Here is a 17,831-nt window from a genome sequence, read left to right on the forward strand (position 1 = left end):
TAACGATAGGCAATTTAGCGATTTGCGTCAAATCTCCACCAGGCGAATTAAATAAACATTTGCCAAAGTATTATCACAAATCAATTCGCTACTTTCGTTTTCATGGGAAAAATTGCTGTTGTCGATAGCGGTTCAACTAAGTCAAACTGGGTTGTTTTTGACGATAAAACTGAAGAGCGGTTTAATTCTCAGGGAATGAACCCACGTGTGAGATCGTTGAGTGAGCTCCAAAATATTGGAGAGGATGCAATTCCGGGAGATATCGCTAATAAGATCACTGAAATTTACTTTTACGGAACCGCCTGTAGCGCAAAAGAGAACATTGAAAAAGTTAAAAAGGCGCTTCAATCTGTTTTTCAAAATGCCGGTAAAGTAGTCGTTGATCACGATTTGATGGGAGCTGCTCGCGCTACGTGCGGCTCTGAACGTGGAATAACAGTGATTTTAGGAACAGGCTCAAACTCCTGTTCATTTGACGGGAATCAAATTGCCGACAATGTTAAATCGCTCGGGTATTACATGGGAGATGAAGGGAGCGCTACACACATTGCAAAGCTTCTCATTCAGGGTTACTTTTACCGTGAAATGCCTGCAGATGAAAAAAGAGCTTTTGAAACATTTACTGATGTTCAGAACCTAATCGAACGAGTTTATGCCAGCAGTAAGCCCAATTTTGAATTAGCTAAGTTGGCACAGTTTGTCGCGCAGCAAAATGGATCTGAATATGTTCAGTCAATCGTGAGAAAGAGTTTTGAAGAGTTTGTATCAAGACAATTGGTCCACTACAGCAACTTTAGTTCATCTGTAAGAAGCATAGGGTCTGTAGCGTATTACAATAGAACAATATTGAGTGAGGTTCTGAATAAATACGGCTTTCAGCTTGACAAAGCTGTTCAAAAGCCGATTGACGAACTGGTTAAATATCATAGGAATGAAGCAAATCAATAAGATTGGTGTTTTTACATCGGGCGGAGACTCTCCGGGAATGAATGCCTGTGTGAGGGCTGTTGTACGAACTGCTCAAAAACACGATGTTGAGGTTGTTGGAATAAAAGAAGGATACAAGGGAATGGTAGCCGGTTATTTTGAAAAACTTACAAGTTTTGATGTAGCCGGAATAATTCAACGTGGAGGAACAATCCTGAGATCTTCCAGATGCCCGGAATTCAAAACGAAAGAAGGTCGTCAACAAGCTTACGATAATTGCAAGAACCAAGGCATTGATGCCTTAGTAGCAATTGGCGGAAACGGCACTTTTACCGGAGCTCTGTATTTTGAGGAAGAATTTGGAATCCCCACTATCGGATGCCCGGGAACAATCGATAACGATTTATTTGGTACCGATTATACAATTGGGTTTGACACTGCCTGTAATACGGTGGTAAAAGCAATTGATCAAATCCGTGAAACGGCAGCTTCACATAACAGGCTGTTTTTGGTAGAAGTAATGGGGCGCGATAGTGGTTTCATCGCTTTAAACGGATGTGTGGCCGGAGGTGGAGAAGCAGTCATGCTTCCTGAGCAACACGATGATCTTCCAAGGCTCATGCAGTTTTTAGATGAAAAATCGCAGCACAAAATATATTCGAATATCGTAGTGGTAGCCGAGGGAGACGAAGCCGGTGGCGCTATTCAGCTCGAGAAAGTCATTAAGAAAGAATACCCACAGTACGATGTTCGCTCAACAATTCTGGGGCATTTGCAGCGCGGAGGTTCTCCAACATGCCGGGACCGCATTTTAGCGAGCACATTAGGGTATCACGCTGTAGAAGCATTATTGAAAGGTAAGCGGAACATGATGGCAGGCGAAATCAACAACAAAGTTGTGCTCACCTCCTTCCGCGATTCCATCGAAAAAACAAAAGCTCTCAATACCGATTTGTTACAATTGAGCGAAATTCTCGTAGCTTAAATATGGATTTATCATTTCAGAAGTTTGTTTCGTCAATTTCAGCCAGGCTGAGTAATCCATTACCGGGAGAACAGAGTCAGCTCATCATGGCTCCCTATAACCGCAGCCGAAAAGAAGAAGCACTTGCAAAAGATCCCAGTCCGCGTAAAAGTGCTGTATTAGTGCTCTTTTTTCACAAACGGTCAGAGCCACACGTGCTCCTCATGAAGCGTTCTTCCTACAATGGCACACACAGTGCTCAGGTTAGCTTTCCCGGAGGAAAAGTAGAACAAACCGACACTGATCACTTTTACACAGCACTTCGCGAAGCCAACGAAGAAGTTGGAGTAGATCGCGATTCTGTTGAAATAATAGGCGAATTGAGCGAGTTGTACATTCCGCCCAGTCGTTTTTTGGTAAATCCAGTTGTGGGGATATATCAAAACAAGCCCACCTGGCAACTCGATCCAAGAGAAGTGCAGGAAATTATAGAACTTCCCCTTTCTTTGCTCCTCGATGACTCGTGTTGTAAAAACGGAGAAGTACTCGCCTCTTCGATCAATCAAAGAATTAAAGCCCCGTATTTTGATGTTTACGGTCATCGAGTTTGGGGAGCCACAGCAATGATGCTCAGTGAACTAAAACATATTATCAATGCGTATTAAAATCATTTTTGCTTTTCTGTTTGTTGCCAATTTTGTCGCGGCTCAACCTTACAAAAACATTAAAATCCATGAAGGTCCATCAGCTGGCGGACCAGAAGAGCCATCTATCTTTATTTCTCCAAAAGACACGAATATCGTGGTGGCCGGAGCGAATATCAACAATGTTTATTACTCAAAAGACGGTGGCAGAACATGGGTAAATGACAAACTCGAATCACGCTACGGAGTTTGGGGAGACCCGGTGATAATTGCCAACGAAAAAGGACATTTTTACTTCTTTCACCTGTCAGATCCAACCGGAGAAAATTGGGCGAGTGAAGAAATACTCGATCGGATTGTGGTGCAGCGATCAAAGGATGGCGGAGAATCCTGGAATCGAGGTTGGGATATTGGTGAAAATCATCCAAAAGATCAGGATAAGGAATGGGCCGATGTTCATCCAAACTCAAACAACCTTATTTGCACGTGGACAGAGTTTGACGATTACGGAAGCAAAGACACAGCCGATCATTCACGCATTTTGTTTTCAAAATCGTGGAGCAATGGTCGCTGGTGGTCAAAGCCAGTAACCATTAGCGATAACCTGGGTGATTGCCTCGATGACGACAACACGACTGAAGGAGCAGTGCCGGCCTGGGGTCTGAACGAAGAAATTTACGTAGCCTGGTCTTACGACAACAAAATTTGGTTTGATCGCTCCCTCGATGGCGGAAAAAACTGGCTCGAAAATGATAAAGTCATCGCCAAACAACCTGGCGGATGGGCTCAACAAATTCCCGGCATTATGCGCTGCAATGGTTTTCCTGTGACTGTTGTAGATAGAAGCGAAGGGCCATATCGCGGAAGAGTTTATGTAACCTGGACAGATCAACGAAATGGTGAAGATGATACCGATGTTTGGATCGTCTCATCAGCCGACAGCGGCAAAACATGGTCAGATCCTGTTCGAATAAATGACGACAACGTTGCGGCCCATCAGTTTCTGACCTGGCTCGATGTAGACAACTCAACGGGCTATTTGTACAGTATTTTTTACGACAGGCGAAACCATCAGGACAACAAAACAGATGTTTACATGGCTGTTTCAAAAGATGGCGGCAAAACGTGGAATAATCAAAAGATAAGCGAGTCACCGTTTACTCCGCAAAAAGATGTATTCTTTGGTGACTACAATAATATCTCAGCTCAAAATGGCATGATCAGGCCCATTTGGACACGCTTAGAAAATAACAAAATAAGCGTTTGGACAGCCATTATTTACGGGGAGGAATAGTTTAATTTTTATTGAGCCACCACTCTACATATTGATCGAGCTTGCCGGCTAAATAGTAAGGAAGACTTAAAAGAGTAAATGTTTTTCCACTCGGTGTTTTAACTTCTTGCTCTGTCATTTCACCGGCATATAATCTTACAGCAACAGGAGCGCTACTTATTTCCATATATTGATGTAGGGACTTTAGCTTTCCCGCTTTTCCCGATTTCACTTCAACAGGAATAATGTGTTCCCGGATCTGAATGAGAAAATCGATTTCGGCAGATGAGCCTTTTTTGTCTCTTACCCAAAACTGAAGCCCATGATGAGACTGTGTTTTTGTGCTCAGTATTTCCTGACCCACAATATGCTCAATTACCTTACCCTGATAGGCGTCAGATAAATCATCACTTCCCATTAATTTTCGCTGTAATTGAGCGTAATAATTCATGATGCCGGTGTCAAATAGTTGTAACCTTGGTTTTCTTTTGTGGTCAGGGAGTAGAGGAGGTTTAATTTCAGTATTTGGGTAAACGAGATGAATGAGCATAGCTTTTTCCAGTGAACGCAAAGCTTCGCCTACTTCACGTGATTTACAGTTGGATTTTCCAAATCCCTGAAAAGTAATTCGGTTGTTTGCTTCATAAAAAACAGATCTGATGCAATGCCTAATTACTTGTTGCTCTGTTTTTGAGCCTGCGTATTTTTCAACATCGTCAAGGTATGAAGTAAGTAAATTGTCAAATATCTTATTACACCTTACAATGTCTTTATGTTGAATATAATTACTTAAAACCTCAGGCATTCCTCCCAAAAGAGTGTAGTCGTGGAAGTAGTTCAATAACTTGTTATAGGCCTCTTTTTTTACAGGAATTGATTGGTAAGCTTCATTGATCATCTCTGAAGCTTCAGATTCCAAATATTCAGCAAATGATACTGGTCGCAATACCATGTACTCGACTCTTCCAACCGGAAAGTGAATTTCGGGATTTGTTAGAGTTTCCAATAAAGATCCGGCTGCAATGACGTGATATTGAGGGAATTCTTCGTAAAAATATCTCAACTGTTCAATTGCTTCAGGTTCTTCCTGTATTTCATCTAAAAAGATTAATACCTCACTCTTTTTTGGAACTTCAAAATCAAAGAGAATGTAGGACAAAACATCCTTTAATGATCTGTTTTGAGTGAAATATCGCTTGTGCTCAGCAAGATCCAGGTTGAGTGAAATAAAGTGATCGAATTTTTTAGAAAACTCCTTTACAAGGGTCGATTTACCAACTTGCCTGGGGCCTCTTATTACAAGAGGCTTTCGGTTTTCCTGGCTCTTCCAGTCGGTTAGCTTTTCAAGTGCTTCTCTTTGAATCAATTACTTGTTTATTTTGTACAAAGTAAGGGTAAATTATTTAAAACTTTGTAACAAAGTAGGGGTAAATTTTAGCAAATATTGTAACAGAGTGGGGGTTGTTTTTGTGAAAACGTGTAACAAAGTAGGGGGTGTTAGCTTTTTTTATTTCAAATAGCTAATTCCATCAGCTTTTTGTGCTAACCAGGCGAGAGAGTGTTCGTTAAATTCTGCAGCACGTTCAATGTTTACGACATGGCCGCATTTTTCTATAATGTGCAAAAACTCCATTTTCCCGCGTTTAACCAACTCTGCAACCGGACCTAAAAACATGTGATCTTCGCTCCCCATGATATAGAGAGTAGGAATGTGCATGTGCTTTTCTTCCAAATATCGTAAAATCGGGTTGACTTGTGCCGTTAATTTGAACCAGCGTAAAAACTCTTTTTGGCAGAGTTTTTTGGCTTCATTCACAAATGTAATGCGTGATTCTGTATGTGTTTTGTAAGGCATAATCACCCAGGCAAAAAGTTTGTAAAGCCACATGTAAGGGACAACGCGTTTGAAAGCATTACCCATATTCACGAAAAACTGCGATTTAAAATTGAGTCTGCTGATAGCCCCAGTAAGGATCATCGATTTCACGAGACTTTCACGCATATCGGCAATTTGCCTGATGATGATGGTTCCGAGTGAAACACCTACAAAATGAGCTTTTTGAATTTGAAGATGATCCAGAACATTGATGACATCCTCAGCAATGGCTTTGAAAGAATACGTTTTTTTTGCCCAGTCTTCAGTCTCGGCAGATTTCCCGTGACCCCGCAAATCGATCAGTAACAAATTGTAAGCGCTTTTGAAAGGCTTGATTTGCTTGTGCCAAACAGCAGAGCTTCCTCCGGCACCGTGAATAAATACTACCCAATCTGCATTGGGATCTATTTCAAATTTCTTGTAAAAAAGCATAACTAAAGGGCGGTTATCAAACGCCAATAATATTCTTTTTGTTTGTCACTATACCACCTTTTGATTGAAAAAGTTCGATAAATTTTTCAAAATCACCGTCATCAATCGCTTTCGTGCAGTCTTCGATCAAGATAGTTTTGAACCCTAAATCCAAACTGTCAGATGCAGTAAATTGAACGCAAACATCTGCCGCTAACCCGCAAACGTGAACCTCTTTTATTCCAAGTCCAAAAAGGTAGTGGCGTAAACCTGTATCCTGTTTTCTCTTGTTGTCAAAAAAGCCACTGTAACTATCGACCAGTTCATCCATGCCTTTCCTGAAAATTGCTTTTACAGGTGCAGTATTTAAATCTGGGTGAAAGTTTGCTCCTTCAGAGTTTTGAATGCAGTGATCAGGCCAAAAAATTTGAGTTTCCCCATCGAGTTTGCCTTTTGTAAAAGGCTCAGCATTGTGTTGCGAGGCAAAGCTCCCGTGATTAGCAGGATGCCAATCTTGTGTTGCAACTACAATATCGTAACGGTCAGAGCCGGCAAGCTCATTTACGGCCGGAATGATTTTGTCTCCGTCTCTTACTTCGAGTGAGCCTCCCGGGCAAAAGTCATTTTGAATATCTACAATCAGCAATGCGGTTTTCATGTCTCAAAATACGTATTGATGAATAACGTGTTTGAATTAATACTGACTTTCATAACGAGACTTGAGATCATCGCGTTCACGCTTGAGTTTTTCACTCAAACCTACTTTGTAAACATGCGGATTTTCAAATCGTTTGTGTTCATCAGGAAGTTGTTCGAGCCTGTTCTGTACTGTTTGCCTGATTTCTCTAACACTCTTTTTTTCGGTAGTTCTGCTTCCGTTTTTCACCACAAGCTGAAAAAGGTGTTCTTGCCTGAAGTTTCCGGCATCGAATTGTTTTGATGGATCTGACGGATGTACAACTTTAAATGCTGCGGGCTCTTCTGTTTTGAGCACGACATCACCGTAAAATAAATCATCTTCATCGTAGAGTCGCATGACGTGTTTTGCTCCTGGAAGTGTGAGTTTTTCGGTGTTGTCGGAGAGTTTCATTCGGTTCTGACCATCGACTGAACTCAATTTGTAAACACCATCGAGCGCTGCATTTGGTTTTCCCGTGATCAAATTGGTGCCAACGCCAAACATGTCGATTGGTGCGCCTTGATCGAGCAGGCTTTTAATGAGGTGCTCATCGAGCTGGTTGGAAACTACGATTTTAACATCTTTGAGGTCAGCATCATCGAGCATTTTGCGCACTTTTTTGCTGAGGTAGGCAAGGTCTCCGCTATCGAGCCTGATACCGACAAGGTGACGTCCTTGCAATTGCATTTCGCGCGCAACTTTTATCGCGTTATGAATTCCAGATTTTAACGTGTCATAGGTGTCTATAAGCATGATTGAGTTTTCTGGAAAAACATCACTGTAAGCTTTGAATGCTTCGTGTTCATCTTCGTAACTCTGAATAAATGAGTGGGCCATTGTACCGGCAACAGGGAGGTTGAAGAGCTTTCCGCTGTAAACATTACTGGTTGAGGATGCTCCGCCAATTATTATGGCTCTGCTCCCGTGAATGCTTCCCAGCCCCTGAGCTCTTCGCATTCCAAAATCACTAACAGCTCTGCCTTTTGCCGCTAAAACAACTCTGGCTGTTTTTGTAGCGATAAGTGATTCGTAGTTGAGGATGTTGAGAAGTAGCGTTTCGATGAGTTGGGCTTCTATCAGGTTTGCTTCAACCCGCAAAACGGGCTCATTTTGGAAGACGATTTCTCCTTCCTGCATACTGTAAATGGAGCCTGTAAATTCGAATTTTCGCAAAAAGCTCAGAAAGTCCTCTTCAAAGCCATGGTGTTGTAAAAACTCAATTGCTGATTCATCGAACTGAAAATTTTCAAGCTCATCGATCAGGTCTTCAAGTCCGCAAAAAACTGTAAACCCCGATTCAAATGGGTTTTTCCTGAAGAAATAGTCGAAGGTTGCTGTGGCGAGATGTTTCTGTTTTTTGAAATACACCTGCGCCATGGTGAGTTGATAAAAATCGGTGTAGAGTCCGCTAAAAGACTTGAGTTGTGAGGAATTCATGCAGGCAAAGGTATATAGATAGAAACATCTTATCAGTAAAATGAATAGGCTAGTCGTTGTTCAATAAATCCTCAACCTGCTTTTTTAATTTTGGAACGTCTCTGGATAGGATTCCCCAAATAATTACATTAGCAACATTATGCTGCATAGAGCAACTTTCTTGTTTCAGTAATACTTTTGATGAAGTATGGGTTTGATAGAGAGTTTTCAGTAATCAAGTCAACCTTTCTACCAAAAAGACTTTCAAGTTCATTGTGAAGGTCAAAGTAGTTATCAGTATATTTTTCGACTGAGATATCTGGCTTAAAAGATATGAGAATATCGATGTCGCTTGTCTCTTTAAAATCATCAATTGATGTAGCCGATCCAAACAGATACATCAATTCCACGTCATATTTTTGACATAGCCTTGATAACTCCTGTTTTTGGTCTTCTACTATTGCTTGCACAAGTGATATGATTTATTCAAAAATAATAGTATTTTTAAAAGGATATTGTAAAGTGAAAAAACAGAAAAACTATTTCACACCCAAAACAACACCTTTAGCTTCCATCTTTTCGATGAATTCAATTGCTTTTTGTTCTATTTCACTATTGATTTCCATTCCCAGAGATTGAGCCATTTCATTGAGGGCTTGTCGAAGAGTCTTTTGGCTCTGACCGAGAGAATCCAATAAAACTGCTGTAAAACCTGTCAGATTCATGAATTTCACCAAATGGCTATCTGTTTCACGATAGATGAGCAGGTAGTAATGTCCTTTATTGGCTTCCATTTCACTCGCACTCTTCAGGTGTACCGGATATTGAAATTGAGCGATTTCCAAATAGGGGTTGAGCATCAGGGTTTCGTCAAGGTCAGATCCGAAATTTTGCGTCCTGGGTAATGCAAAATCTTTCATGCCGTGGATCTGAATTTCAAGCCATTCAAAAAGGAGCAATTCCGGTAAATAGGGTAACCCAATTGAGTTTTGATAATTTGTTGAATCGACAAACTCAACGAGCTCTGATGGCATTTTCCAAACCTCGTTTTCCTGGCACTTGTGACGTTTGAAAAAATCAAAAACCAGGTCACTCCATCGTTCTTCGCCCAGGATTTCTTTCGCGATTGGGAATCCCTGATCTAAAACGCCCTTTACCACATTGTAAACCAACCTGCGGTAGTGGTGTAACCTGTCGTCACGGGCGCCTTCAATTTCTTTTTTGGAACCTGTTCGGGCGTACTCAGCGAGCTTGCTCTGTATGTCTTTCGTTTCATTCGTTAACGACATAAGCCTTATTCCATTTTTTGTTCATGATCTTTTTAAGGTGACTCAGTTCTCCCTGGAGCTCTTCCATATCGGGAAAGTTAAAGTCGCGTTCTAACAAAACAGGAACCGGTTCGGTCAGATCCAGCGTGAAGTCGAACAAATCGTAAACCGGATCGATAATCGGTTGGCCGTGGGTGTCGATGATCAAATCCTTTTCAACTTTTTCGTGTCCGGCCATGTGCATGTAAGCCACATGGTCGAGTGGTAGGTTTTTGATAAATTCTTTTGCGTTGTAGTCGTGGTTGAATGCGTTGACATAAACGTTGTTGACATCGAGCAGTAATTTGCAGCCGCTTTCTTTTACAATAGAAGAAATAAATTCCTCTTCTCGCATTTTAGCTGCTACTGGTGTGTAATAACTCACGTTTTCCAAAATGAGCGGACGCTCTAATATATCCTGAACTGTTTTGATGCGTTCAGTAATGTGTTTCACGGCATCTTCACGGAAAGGGATTGGCAGCAAGTCGTAGATGTGTGCATTGTCGCATTTGCTGTAGCTCAGATGTTCTGAATAAATATCGATGTTGAATTCATCTAGGAATTTTTTGAGTTCCTTCACAAATTCAATGTCGAGTTCGTCAGGACTGCCAATTGAAAGCGATAATCCGTGGGCCGTAATTGGAAATTGCTCAGCTGCTTCGTGGAGCTTGCTGCGCCAGTAACCGCCCATTCCCATCCAGTTTTCAGGAGCTATTTCCACGAAATTAGGGGAGATGCCGGCCATCTGAATAGTTTCATCAGCAATTGACCGCCTGAATCCCAGTCCTACTAATATGTCATCATCGTTTGTCATAAACAGAATAAAAAGGGCCACCTTTGTTAATGTGGCAGCCCTAATTCAACTATGAAAAGGTTATCTTAATGACCACCGCACTTTCCTTCGCCACATTTGTGTTCTGATGATTTACTCTCATCTGATTTTTTGGCGTCTTTTTTATCGCCACCACATTTGCCTTCTCCGCATTTGTGCTCTGACGATTTTCCTTCTTTTGCGCTGGCTTTTTTGCTTTTTTCGCCACACTTGTGTTCTGACGATTTGCTGTCTTTAGCATCAGCTTTTTTGCTTTCACCACCGCATTTACCTTCGCCACACTTGAGCTCAACTTCACTGTTGTTGAGGAGCGTGTTCACTGAAGAGTGATTTTTGGCTAAAAGCTCATTTCTCAATTCTGCACCAGAGCCCAGGTCTGATGTTTCAAATAAATTTGCTGCGTTGGCATTGAATGATCCCACAGCTACAGTTCCTACTGCTAATGCTGCAGACTTAAGCACTTGTTGTTTTTTCATAACGATTTGATTTAAAAGTTTCTAAAAAATAGTTCAGCATACTTACGCTGAGTAATCCATTTTGGATTTTGCGTGAAACGAAATTACCTCTCGTGCTTTAGAAATAATGTCGTGAGCATTGCAATTTACCAAAAAGATTGCACCATTTTGTAAATGTGTTTTAAATTTAACAATTCAATTAAGAACGAAATTTCGCAATTCATGAGAACGTTATTAGTAGTTGTAGCTGTTTTATTTTCAACGTCAATAATTGCCCAAAGTGCCGATGCCGTTCTTGGCAAGTGGGAAACAAAAAATGGCAAATCACATGTTGAAATCTACAAAAAAGACGGGGAGTATTATGGTGAAATTGTGTGGTTGAAGGAACCGCTCAATGAAGAAGGTAAGCCAAAAGTTGACAAGAATAACCCTGAAGAAGATATGCGCAGCAGGCCGCTAAAAGGATTGGAACTGCTCCGTAAATTCGAGTATGATGCCGATGACGAAATGTGGGAAGACGGAGAAATCTACGATCCTGAGTCTGGCGATACATACTCTTGCGAAATGAGTTTAGAAGGTGATGATAAGCTCAAGGTTCGCGGTTACTTAGGGATTTCACTGCTCGGCAGAACTACCGTTTGGACCAGAGTCGAATAAAACGCCAATCCGCCTGTAAACGGTGTTGAAATTTTCGCGCAAGTGTTTTTTATCGGTCAGATCCTCGCGATAAGCTGAAATAGATTTTACCAGCTGATTTTCGAGTTTCTCCACGTTGACGCAAACAACAGTTTTGGTTTTGGCTGTGATAGTTGGGCTCTGACCATTATCAATCAAAAAGCGGAACTCGCGTTTAGTACGCTTATCAAAAGCGTGCTGACCAAACGAATGAATTACTGCATTCCTGAACTGATACAACAATTCGAGTTGGGCGTTATTCAGGGAGGTGTATTTTCCCCAGTACTTTTTGAGTCGTTTTGCAGATTGCCCTTTTTTGAGCTCACCGCGATAAAATTGAGCCAATAAATCAAAAGCACTGAACACGCAAAAAGCTTTGCTCATGTGAGCTTCTGAAGGAAGAGCACTAAGTTCGTTTAAGGAGGCGCTCAAAGGAGAGTCGCCTTCAAAATCGAAAAACGCCTCAATTTGTTGATCGGTTTTTTCCATCAGAACATTGCTGCTACGAGATCGTCTTCGCTCACACCTTTAAAATATTCCTCAAAATTGAATTGGCTCAAAACATCCCTAATTGCTTTTTCATCGTGACGAATACCTTCAAGAGCTCTCTCAATTGGGTCGATGTCGCGGAGGTGAAAGAAATCGCCCTGTATTTTTACGTCTTTGATCGTTCCTTTTGAAACGTTCATGTTCATTTCGATGAGTCCGCCATCACTTTTTACTCCCTGCTTAAAGTTGTAATCTGGCGAGTAGCCAAAGTTCCATTCCCATTGGCTGTACTTTTCCTCTTTGATCTTTTCAATAGCAGCTAAATCTTCATCAGTGAATTCATACATGCGGGCATTGTCGTAACTCTCGAGAATGTGCTCCATGATTTTGTCTGTGAACTCATCCAGACTGATTTTTTCATCGAGGTGATCATTGATATTGGTCACGCGTTTTGGGACTGACTTCACTGCTCTGTCTTTGTATTTGAGCGGGTTCACTTTCAGAGCCCCACTCACATCGCGCATCTCAGATGAAAATAAAAGAGTCCCGTGATGAAGTACTTTGTTTTTGAAGACGTGTTCTGCATTTCCCGAAAACTTTCTTCCATCGATCGTGAGGTCATTGCGTCCCTCAAACTTCGCGTTTTTTACACCCAGGTTCTGAAGGACTTCTAGAATTGGTTTTGTGTAACGTCTAAAATCAACCATATCGTGGCCGTCCTCACTCGTTCGGGTGAAAGAGAAGTTGAGGTTTCCCAGGTCGTGGTAAACAGCTCCACCACCTGAAAGCCTGCGCACTACTTTTATGCCTTTTTCTTTGACGTAATCTGCATTGATTTCAGCGTTTGCATTTTGGTGCTTGCCAATGATGATGGCGTTATCATTTCGCCACAACATGAAGCAGTCTTCCTTGATGTGTTTGAAAATGTACTCGTCTGTAGCGATATTGAAGTATGGATCAGTGCTATAATGTTTTATGCAGAGCATAATCGTTGTTTTTAATTTCAATTAGATAACAAAGGAAAGAAAATTGAGTTTACTTTCTCTGTTATTGACAATAGCTGACCTCCATCATTTTTTTACCTTTAGAAGCAATCTACTTTTGCCAAAACTCAAAAGAAATGTACGAAGCGGTATCACCCCAAAAAGCTGTTCAGGTTCTTAAAAGTCACGATCGTGTATTCGTTCACAGCGTAGCAGCAGCTCCTGATGTTTTGCTGGGTGCGCTTGTTGATCGGGCTCCTGAATTACGAGATGTTGAAATGGTCCATCTTCATATTGAAGGAAAGGCACCACACACAGCACCAGAGCTTAGAGATAGCTTTAAAACCAATAACCTTTTCGTGGGGAGTAATTCACGAAATACATTGACTGAGGGAAACGGATCGTATGTACCTGTATTTTTGAGTGAGGTGCCACTCATGTTCAAGCGTGGTATTTTACCGCTGGATGTTGCATTGATACAGGTGTCCCCTCCCGACAAGCACGGTTACTGCTCAATGGGCGTTTCAGTTGATGCTTCAAAAGCAGCTGTTGACTCGGCAAAGCATGTGATTGCGCAGATAAATCAGCAAATGCCGCGTACGCATGGTGACGGACTCGTACACATCAGCGAACTCGATAGTTTTGTGGAGGTGGATTATCCTATTCACGAAATGCCGGCTCATGAACCCAACGATGTTGAAATGCGAATTGGTCAACACGTTGCCAGTTTGGTTGAGGATGAGTCCTGCCTGCAAATGGGAATAGGAGCTATTCCAAATGCGGCTCTGAAAGCGATGGAAAATCACCGCGATTTGGGAATTCACAGTGAAATGTTTTCTGACGGAATCCTGGATCTCGTTGAAAGAGGAGTGATAACAGGAAGAGCCAAACACCGCGACACCGGAAAAATTGTGGGCGGCTTTGCAATGGGTACTCGCAGGCTCTATGACTTCATGGATGATAACCCAGAGGTGAATATGCTCAACATCCAGTACGTCAATAACGTGGGGAAAATTAAACGCAATAAAAACACAGTTGCGATCAACAGTGCTATTGAAGTGGATTTTACAGGACAAGTCTGTGCCGACTCTATAGGGAATAGGGTTTATAGTGGAGTTGGTGGGCAAATGGACTTTATGCGTGGAGCGAGTTTATCTGAAGGGGGCAAGCCTATTATTGCTTTGCCCAGTCAAACGAACAAAGGAGTGAGCCGGATTTCACCATTCCCTAAGAAAGCGGCCGGAGTTGTGACGACAAGGGCTCACGCGCATTACATCGTAACGGAATACGGAGTCGCAAATCTCTACGGGAAAAACATTCACCAGCGCATCAACGCGATGATCGATATCGCTCACCCAAATCACCGTGAGGAGTTGTTAAAAGAGGCTTTTGAGCTCTACAATTACAAGCAAAACATTTTTGGCGGATCTTGCTAAGCGTATTCTGAAAGTTCGAGCCAGCGCATTTCTTTTTCTTCGAGGTCACTCATTATTTCCTCGAGGCGCTCACCTTTTTTGTGCAACTCATCGTGTTCCAGTGAGCCGCTGTTCATCGCCTCGGTGAGCTTTGATTTTTCGGTTTCTAACTTTTCAATTTCCTCAGTCAGCTGTTCAAATTCGCGCTTTTCCTTGTAGCTAAGCTTTTTCTTTTCCTGAGGTGGCTTGTCGCGTTTTTCTTTTCGGTCAGAGCCGGAAGAACTGGCCTGCTTGCTTTCTTCTTTCTTTTTCTGTGCCTCCTCGCGAGCACTCTGTTTCCGGTATTGCGAGTAGTTGCCGGGGTAGTCACGGATCTGACCATTACCTTCAAAAATGAACAGGTGATCCACTAATTTATCCATGAAATAGCGGTCGTGCGTTACGATGAGCAAGCAACCCTGGAAATCGACAAGGTAATCTTCCAGCACGTTGAGTGTGAGGATGTCGAGGTCGTTTGTTGGTTCATCGAGGATGAGGAAATTCGGATTTTTCATGAGCACCTGAAGGAGGTAGAGTCTGCGTTTTTCACCGCCACTCAGCTTCTCAATGTGGTTGTAGTGCATGCTGCGCGGAAAGAGGAATCGCTCGAGCAATTGCGCTGCGCTGATATCGCTTCCTTTTGGGGTTGGTATGAATTCGGCAATTTCAGTGACAGCCTCAATCACGCGCTGACCGGGCTTGAATTTTATTCCGCTTTGATGGTAGTAACCAAATTTCACTGTTTCGCCAACCACTAACTTCCCTCCACTGGGTTCTTCAAGACCCATAATCATATTGAGCAGTGTAGATTTTCCGGCACCGTTTGGTCCAACAACCCCAACGCGTTCGCGCCTTGCAAATTTGTGATTGAGTCCCTCGATCAACACATTGTCATCGTACTGCTTTTTGATGTTGTGAAGCTCCAGGATCTTACTTCCCAGTCGCTCCATATTCGTGGTGAGCTTGATCTTATCCTCTGATGCTTTTTGAGATGCTTTATCCTTGAGATCGTAAAACGAATCGATGCGGGATTTCGATTTTGTGCCGCGAGCTTTTGGCTGCCTGCGCATCCAGTCGAGCTCCTTGCGCAACAGGTTCTGACTTTTTTCCACTTCACTGGTCTGAACCTGGTAACGTTCATTTCTCTTTTGCAAAAAGTAAGAATAGTTACCCTTGTATTTGAAGAGCGTTCCCTGGTCAATTTCGATGATCTCGTTGCAAATTCGGTCCAGGAAATAACGGTCGTGCGTAACCATGAAAAGTGTCATGTGCGACTGGCCTAAAAATTCCTCGAGCCATTCGATCATGGTCATGTCCAGGTGGTTGGTAGGCTCATCGAGGATCAGTAAATCAGGCTCGTCAATGAGTACGTGAGCCAGAGCCAAACGCTTCAACTGACCGCCTGAGAGCGTATCTACTTTTTGATTGAGTTTGCCGGTTTTGAGTTTTGTGAAAATTTGCCGCGCGCGGATTTCAAAATCCCAGCCGTTGAGTCGGTCGAGTTTTTCAAAAGCACTTTGCATGGCTTCCGTGTCTTCCTCTTCCATGCTCCGCTGATATTCTTTGATTACCTGAACGAGTTCGTGATCGCTCGAAAACAAGGTGTCGAGAACGGTTTGGCCACTTTCAAATTGAGGGTCCTGTGGGAGAAACGATATGCGCAAGTCATTTCGGTAAACCACCGATCCTGTTTCGGGCGCTTCATTGCCGGCCAACACATTGAGCAAACTCGATTTTCCGGTTCCGTTACGGGCTACAAGAGCCACTTTTTGTCCCTTATCAATACCAAAGGAAATATTTTCAAAAAGCAGCTTTTCTCCATAGCGCTTGCTCAGGTTCTCAACCGATAAATAGTTCATGGGGCAAAGGTGCGATTTTGCATTCTTTCTTTAGACGAATTTTTTGAGAATAGACTCTACCTGCATCAAATAGCCGCTCCCAAACAGGTTAACATGTACTAAAAGCGGATATAAGTTGTAGAGCGGAAGTCTGCCGCGCCATTCTTTTTCAAGCGGGTTTTCTTTCATGTAAGCCTGATAAAACGAACGATCAAATCCACCGAATAATGTTGTCATTGCGATGTCAACCTCAGGATGGCCGTAGTACACAGCCGGGTCGTAAATGGACGGGCCTTCACTTGTGTTCATGGCGTTTCCTCCCCAAAGATCACCGTGAACGAGCGAAGGCTTTGCAGGAGGAAAAAGTTCTTCCAGCTTGTAGTACAGTTTTTCAAATTGCCTGCTGTGCTCGCTCTGCATATCGCCATTGTCGCGGGCCATTTTGAGTTGAGGCTCTAACCGTTGTTCAATGAAAAACGGAGCCCATTCAGAATATTGTGTGTTGGACTGTTCTAGAGAGCCCATGTAATTGTCAAAATCCAGTCCGAATTGATCGGTTGAGGATTGATGCATTTTGGCAAGTAATCGTCCGGTTTCTTCCTGGTCAGATCCGGGGGCTTCATCGAGCCATTCGAGTACGAGATAGGCCCTGTCGTTTTCCTCGAAGTTGAGGATGGGTTTTGGTACAGCAAACTCAGAGTGATCTGACAGAAATGAAAGTCCTTTTGCTTCAGCTTCAAACATGCCGGGATAGCTGCTGGCAGAATTAACTTTTAGAAAGAAGATTTGATCATCTGATTCGAGCTTGTATGCATCGTTGATACTCCCGCCACTCACGCTGTGAGTTGAGCTGATGGGGTTTTGGATCTGACCGTGGTTTTGGAGTTTTTCATGGAGTAGTTTGATTTCTTGTTCGCTTACCATAAACCTTAAGCCTATTTTTGTGTTTAACTCCAAATGTAAAGAACGAAATTATGAAGACAGCAATAGCTTTTGTATTAGTGTTTGTGGCTGGTTTGTTTGCGCCAGCTCTAGAAACTGTTTACCAGTTTGATGTAAAAACGATTGATGGCGAAAAAATTTCACTGTCAAAATATGAGGGTAAAGTGATGCTCATTGTGAATACGGCAAGTAAGTGTGGATACACTCCTCAATACGAAGGTTTGCAAGGCCTTTATGAGAAATACGAAGAAAAGGGTTTTGTGATTCTCGGATTTCCGGCAAATAACTTCATGGGACAGGAACCCGGAACTGATAGCCAAATTCAAACTTTTTGTGAGAAGAACTACGGAGTCACTTTTCCTATGATGTCTAAGATTTCAGTAAAAGGAAGCGATAAAGCCGCACTTTACGAGTATTTGACGAATAAAGAGGCTAACGGAAAAGTTGGAGGTGAGATAAAGTGGAATTTTCAAAAGTATCTTATCAATAGAAAAGGTGAAGTTGTAGAAAAGTTCAACCCCGGCACAAAACCGATGGATGAAGAATTGATCAGCGCTATTGAAGCAGAGTTATAACCTGAGTTCGATTCATAGTTTAGGATTCAAACCACATATAAATAGTGAGTTTCGACTAAAAGCAAGGAAAGTATAGCGGGCTATATTGACG

Annotated in this window: 19 protein-coding genes; 7 read left to right on the top strand and 12 right to left on the bottom strand. The window is 42.3% G+C overall.

All coding sequences use genetic code 11. From position 1 onward, the window contains the following. The first annotated feature begins 102 nt into the window (after positions 1-102). The 4 genes from RI557_RS02155 to RI557_RS02170 are packed head-to-tail and all read left to right on the top strand — an operon-like array spanning position 103 to position 3,829. Positions 103-948 (top strand): BadF/BadG/BcrA/BcrD ATPase family protein, encoded by an 846-nt coding sequence (locus RI557_RS02155; protein ID WP_310681765.1) that lies wholly within the window; start codon positions 103-105, stop codon positions 946-948. Beyond that, on the top strand, positions 932-1,912 hold the full coding sequence (gene pfkA, locus RI557_RS02160; protein ID WP_310666986.1) for a 6-phosphofructokinase: 981 nt from the start codon (positions 932-934) through the stop codon (positions 1,910-1,912). The genes RI557_RS02155 and pfkA overlap by 17 nt, the downstream gene beginning before the upstream one ends. 2 nt (positions 1,913-1,914) lie before the next feature. Beyond that, a complete protein-coding gene (locus RI557_RS02165; RefSeq protein WP_310666987.1) occupies positions 1,915-2,556 on the top strand; it encodes a CoA pyrophosphatase in 642 nt (213 codons plus the stop codon). Further along, a complete protein-coding gene (locus RI557_RS02170) occupies positions 2,546-3,829 on the top strand; it encodes a sialidase family protein (protein ID WP_310681768.1) in 1,284 nt (427 codons plus the stop codon). The genes RI557_RS02165 and RI557_RS02170 overlap by 11 nt, the downstream gene beginning before the upstream one ends. A 1-nt stretch (position 3,830) precedes the next feature. On the opposite strand, the gene RI557_RS02175 is transcribed toward RI557_RS02170, so the two are convergent. From RI557_RS02175 to RI557_RS02210, 8 genes are all read right to left on the bottom strand, one after another. Beyond that, positions 3,831-5,174: an AAA family ATPase gene (locus tag RI557_RS02175; RefSeq protein WP_310666989.1), complete on the bottom strand. Its 1,344-nt coding sequence runs from the start codon at positions 5,172-5,174 to the stop codon at positions 3,831-3,833. A 141-nt stretch (positions 5,175-5,315) separates the two neighbouring features. Further along, positions 5,316-6,143 carry an alpha/beta hydrolase gene (locus tag RI557_RS02180; protein WP_310681770.1) on the bottom strand — a complete coding sequence of 276 codons (828 nt, stop codon included), beginning with the start codon at positions 6,141-6,143 and terminating at the stop codon, positions 5,316-5,318. Further along, positions 6,133-6,753: a bifunctional nicotinamidase/pyrazinamidase gene (pncA, locus tag RI557_RS02185; RefSeq protein ID WP_310666991.1), complete on the bottom strand. Its 621-nt coding sequence runs from the start codon at positions 6,751-6,753 to the stop codon at positions 6,133-6,135. Before pncA ends, RI557_RS02180 begins: the two co-directional genes overlap by 11 nt. A gap of 36 nt (positions 6,754-6,789) precedes the next feature. Then, positions 6,790-8,211 carry a nicotinate phosphoribosyltransferase gene (locus tag RI557_RS02190; RefSeq protein ID WP_310666992.1) on the bottom strand — a complete coding sequence of 474 codons (1,422 nt, stop codon included), beginning with the start codon at positions 8,209-8,211 and terminating at the stop codon, positions 6,790-6,792. Between the two features lie 137 nt (positions 8,212-8,348). Next, on the bottom strand, positions 8,349-8,660 hold the full coding sequence (locus RI557_RS02195) for a nucleotidyltransferase domain-containing protein (RefSeq protein ID WP_310681772.1): 312 nt from the start codon (positions 8,658-8,660) through the stop codon (positions 8,349-8,351). A 69-nt stretch (positions 8,661-8,729) separates the two neighbouring features. Continuing rightward, on the bottom strand, positions 8,730-9,479 hold the full coding sequence (locus RI557_RS02200; RefSeq protein ID WP_310681775.1) for a putative DNA-binding domain-containing protein: 750 nt from the start codon (positions 9,477-9,479) through the stop codon (positions 8,730-8,732). After that, positions 9,463-10,311, bottom strand: a complete 849-nt coding sequence (locus RI557_RS02205; RefSeq protein WP_310681778.1) for a DUF692 domain-containing protein — start codon at positions 10,309-10,311, stop codon at positions 9,463-9,465. The genes RI557_RS02200 and RI557_RS02205 overlap by 17 nt, the downstream gene beginning before the upstream one ends. A gap of 65 nt (positions 10,312-10,376) precedes the next feature. Beyond that, a complete protein-coding gene (locus tag RI557_RS02210) occupies positions 10,377-10,805 on the bottom strand; it encodes a hypothetical protein (protein ID WP_310681780.1) in 429 nt (142 codons plus the stop codon). 201 nt (positions 10,806-11,006) lie between these two features. Here RI557_RS02210 and RI557_RS02215 point away from each other — a divergent pair, with 201 nt between their 5' ends. Continuing rightward, the gene (locus RI557_RS02215) at positions 11,007-11,441 is read left to right on the top strand and encodes a DUF2147 domain-containing protein (RefSeq protein WP_310681783.1); all 435 of its coding nucleotides are present in this window, start codon (positions 11,007-11,009) and stop codon (positions 11,439-11,441) included. Here RI557_RS02215 and RI557_RS02220 read toward each other — a convergent pair. Together RI557_RS02220 and RI557_RS02225 are read right to left on the bottom strand one after the other, a co-directional pair. Further along, complete coding sequence (locus RI557_RS02220) at positions 11,400-11,948, bottom strand: hypothetical protein (RefSeq protein ID WP_310668996.1); 549 nt, start codon at positions 11,946-11,948, stop codon at positions 11,400-11,402. The genes RI557_RS02215 and RI557_RS02220 overlap by 42 nt on opposite strands. Beyond that, positions 11,948-12,934: a lipoate--protein ligase gene (locus RI557_RS02225; protein WP_310681785.1), complete on the bottom strand. Its 987-nt coding sequence runs from the start codon at positions 12,932-12,934 to the stop codon at positions 11,948-11,950. Before RI557_RS02225 ends, RI557_RS02220 begins: the two co-directional genes overlap by 1 nt. Positions 12,935-13,068: 134 nt before the next feature. Between RI557_RS02225 and RI557_RS02230 the strand changes: the two genes are divergently transcribed. Continuing rightward, positions 13,069-14,367 carry an acetyl-CoA hydrolase/transferase C-terminal domain-containing protein gene (locus tag RI557_RS02230; RefSeq protein WP_310681788.1) on the top strand — a complete coding sequence of 433 codons (1,299 nt, stop codon included), beginning with the start codon at positions 13,069-13,071 and terminating at the stop codon, positions 14,365-14,367. On the opposite strand, the gene RI557_RS02235 is transcribed toward RI557_RS02230, so the two are convergent. Continuing rightward, positions 14,364-16,244 (bottom strand): ABC-F family ATP-binding cassette domain-containing protein, encoded by a 1,881-nt coding sequence (locus RI557_RS02235; RefSeq protein ID WP_310681790.1) that lies wholly within the window; start codon positions 16,242-16,244, stop codon positions 14,364-14,366. The two genes, RI557_RS02230 and RI557_RS02235, sit on opposite strands and share 4 nt — an antisense overlap. Positions 16,245-16,274: 30 nt before the next feature. After that, positions 16,275-17,147: a fructosamine kinase family protein gene (locus tag RI557_RS02240; protein WP_310681793.1), complete on the bottom strand. Its 873-nt coding sequence runs from the start codon at positions 17,145-17,147 to the stop codon at positions 16,275-16,277. 50 nt (positions 17,148-17,197) lie between these two features. On the opposite strand from RI557_RS02240, the gene RI557_RS02245 reads away from it, so the two are divergent. Further along, on the top strand, positions 17,198-17,740 hold the full coding sequence (locus RI557_RS02245; protein WP_310668991.1) for a glutathione peroxidase: 543 nt from the start codon (positions 17,198-17,200) through the stop codon (positions 17,738-17,740). Positions 17,741-17,831: the final 91 nt, after the last annotated feature.

It is taken from the genome of Salibacter sp. (genome assembly GCF_031581065.1).
In the GTDB taxonomy this organism is placed as follows: Bacteria; Bacteroidota; Bacteroidia; order Flavobacteriales_G; family Salibacteraceae; genus Salibacter.